The sequence below is a fragment of the Rhizorhapis sp. SPR117 genome (genome assembly GCF_021742065.1).
The window spans coordinates 1-2,229 of record NZ_JAKKIE010000158.1; the positions used below are offsets into that span (position 1 = coordinate 1).

The window sequence follows — 2,229 nt, forward strand, 5'->3', positions numbered from 1 at the left end:
CACTCTCCGCATCGGTCCAGCCAAAAACGCTCGTTGCAAGGATGACGCCGTCACCGTCGACCATCGACTCCCGGGTGGCGATGTTATGGCATATCGCCGTCCGAAAATTGAGCATGTCGCGGACCCTGTTGCGAAGTCGTACGGCGGCTGGGCGGACATCCTGGGGGGAATTTATGCGCACATCTTGTAATCGAAGGTTAATCATCCCAGTGCCGATCTCCCGATCGATGTTCTTCCGGTTTGTATATACTCTTCGCAGAGTTGAGGAGCAAGCGAATTATGGCATTGGGACCGAAGCAGCTGCAAGCCTCTCGTCTGACAGCGTCGACCAAAAGCCGGCATCCGTAGAGGTGGACAGGTAGCCGGCCACACCGTGCGAAATTGATGATGTGGCTGACAGGTGTGGCTGCGACCACCATCGACGGGCGAGCCCTGCTCGACCGGCTCCTGGATAAGATGCGTGCCCGCCATATCGCCATCCCCGGTATCAGCGTCGTGGAACGCATGGCGGCCGAGGCGATACATCATGCGGAAACGCAGCTCGTGACCGCGATCGACGGCAGCCTCGCGCCTGAGATGTGAGATGCGCCAGCATCTCGACACGCTCATCGATGACAACATCACTCTTTGTGATGGGGTGGACGCCCCCGACGGCCTCGACATGCCAAAGTGGCCGCGTCGAAAGGACGCACTTGAGGAGGCGATCATGTCGGAGGTTAGCACAATCGGATTGGATCTGGCGAAGCAGGTTTTCCAGCTGCACGGCGCCGATAGCGCTGGCAAAGTGGTGTTCCGCAAGACTGTGCGTCGGGCCAGGCTACTCGAGTTCCTAGCGTTGCAGCCGCCCTGCCTGGTGGCGATGGAGGTGTGCGGAAGTGCGCATTACTGGGGCCGCGAGATCGGCAAGCTCGGCCACACGGTGCGGCTGATCGCGCCGGGCTACGTCAAGCCGTTCGTCAAGCGACAGAAGAACGATGCTGCCGATGCCGAGGCGATCTGCGAGGCAGCGCAGCGCCCGACGATGCGGTTCGTGGCGGTCAAGAGCGAGGAGGCGCAGGCGAGCTCGGTGGTGTTCCGCACGCGCGACCTCCTCGTCCGACAGCAAACCCAGTGCATCAACGCGCTGCGCGGTCACATGGCGGAATATGGTCTCGTCGCAGCCAAGGGTACATTCCATGTCGCAAAGCTGATCGAGAAGCTTAACGATCCCGCTCATCTGGTGCCCGAGGCGGCGCGGCAGATGCTCAAGATCCTGATCGAGACGCTCGCGACACTGGACACGCAGATCGCCGTTCTCGATGTCGAAATCGCGCGCCGCGCCAAGACCGAGGACATCCCGCGGCGGTTGATGACGATACCCGGGATAGGTCCGATCACCGCGACGGCGCTTGCTGCCTTGGCGCCCCCTGCCAATAGCTTCGGCAAGGGACGGGATTTTGCGGCCTGGCTGGGGCTGACGCCGCTGCAGAAATCGACCGGCGGCAAGCAGCGGCTCGGCAAGACCTCGAAGATGGGAGAACGGACCTTGCGTCGTCTCCTGATCATCGGAGCGAGCGCCGTGGTGCGCCATGCCGCCAGGCGAGGCGCGCCGGCCGGATCGTGGCTCGCTCGCATGCTGGCGCGCAAGCCGCGCATGTTGGTGACGGTCGCGCTCGCCAACAAGATGGCGCGCATCGTCTGGGCATTGCTGACGAGGAACGAGGTTTACAGAGCTCCAGTCGCGGCTTGAGCGGTCGCGATTGCGAGGTTGTCGAAGATGTAGGAGGGCCGGAGGAAAGTTTGGCGCAACAGTCGGTGAGACGGGACCGGAAAGTCAGTACTGAGTCAGGTGCCTCGAGCACGCTTTTGTGATTTGGCTCCGATCCACGAACTCCCATACGGGCCCGCGGCTTCTGACGGCCGCATCATGAGGCCGGACAGATGACAGAGCCCGACTACGAGCCAGACGATCCGAAATTCTTCTTGCATCTGCAGGGGCGTCCACAGATGACTCAGTAGGACTAGACGTGGACCTACAACGGCCACATCATGGCACAGCTACGCTGATGCAGGGGCCGTCCACGACATCACGTCCTGCCAAGCTGGCAGCATGAGGAGGAGCAAACCGAGGAAGCAGCTTGACCCAGGAGGCCCCAATCAGAGAGGACCCTAACAGCCCGGTGACGGAGTCGCTTTTTCTGTCACCGGGTGGTGCGAGGTCAAATGTCGTTTGGCGTGAAGGCGATGAGG

1 protein-coding gene and 1 pseudogene are annotated in these 2,229 nt (G+C 61.7%); both read left to right on the forward strand.

Going from position 1 to position 2,229, the window contains the following annotated elements; translation table 11 throughout:
• Positions 1-375 precede the first annotated feature (375 nt).
• Positions 376-582 (forward strand): annotated as a pseudogene (locus L3X40_RS21605) (DUF4158 domain-containing protein); the annotation flags it as partial.
• Positions 583-706: 124 nt separating this feature from the next.
• Positions 707-1,729 carry an IS110 family transposase gene (locus L3X40_RS21610; RefSeq protein WP_237367391.1) on the forward strand — a complete coding sequence of 341 codons (1,023 nt, stop codon included), beginning with the start codon at positions 707-709 and terminating at the stop codon, positions 1,727-1,729.
• The last annotated feature ends 500 nt before the right edge of the window (positions 1,730-2,229 follow it).

Coding starts and splice junctions, on each gene's coding strand:
- L3X40_RS21610 (WP_237367391.1), top strand. CDS start 707: ATGTCGGAGGTTAGCACAATCGGATTGGATCTGGCGAAGCAGGTTTTC.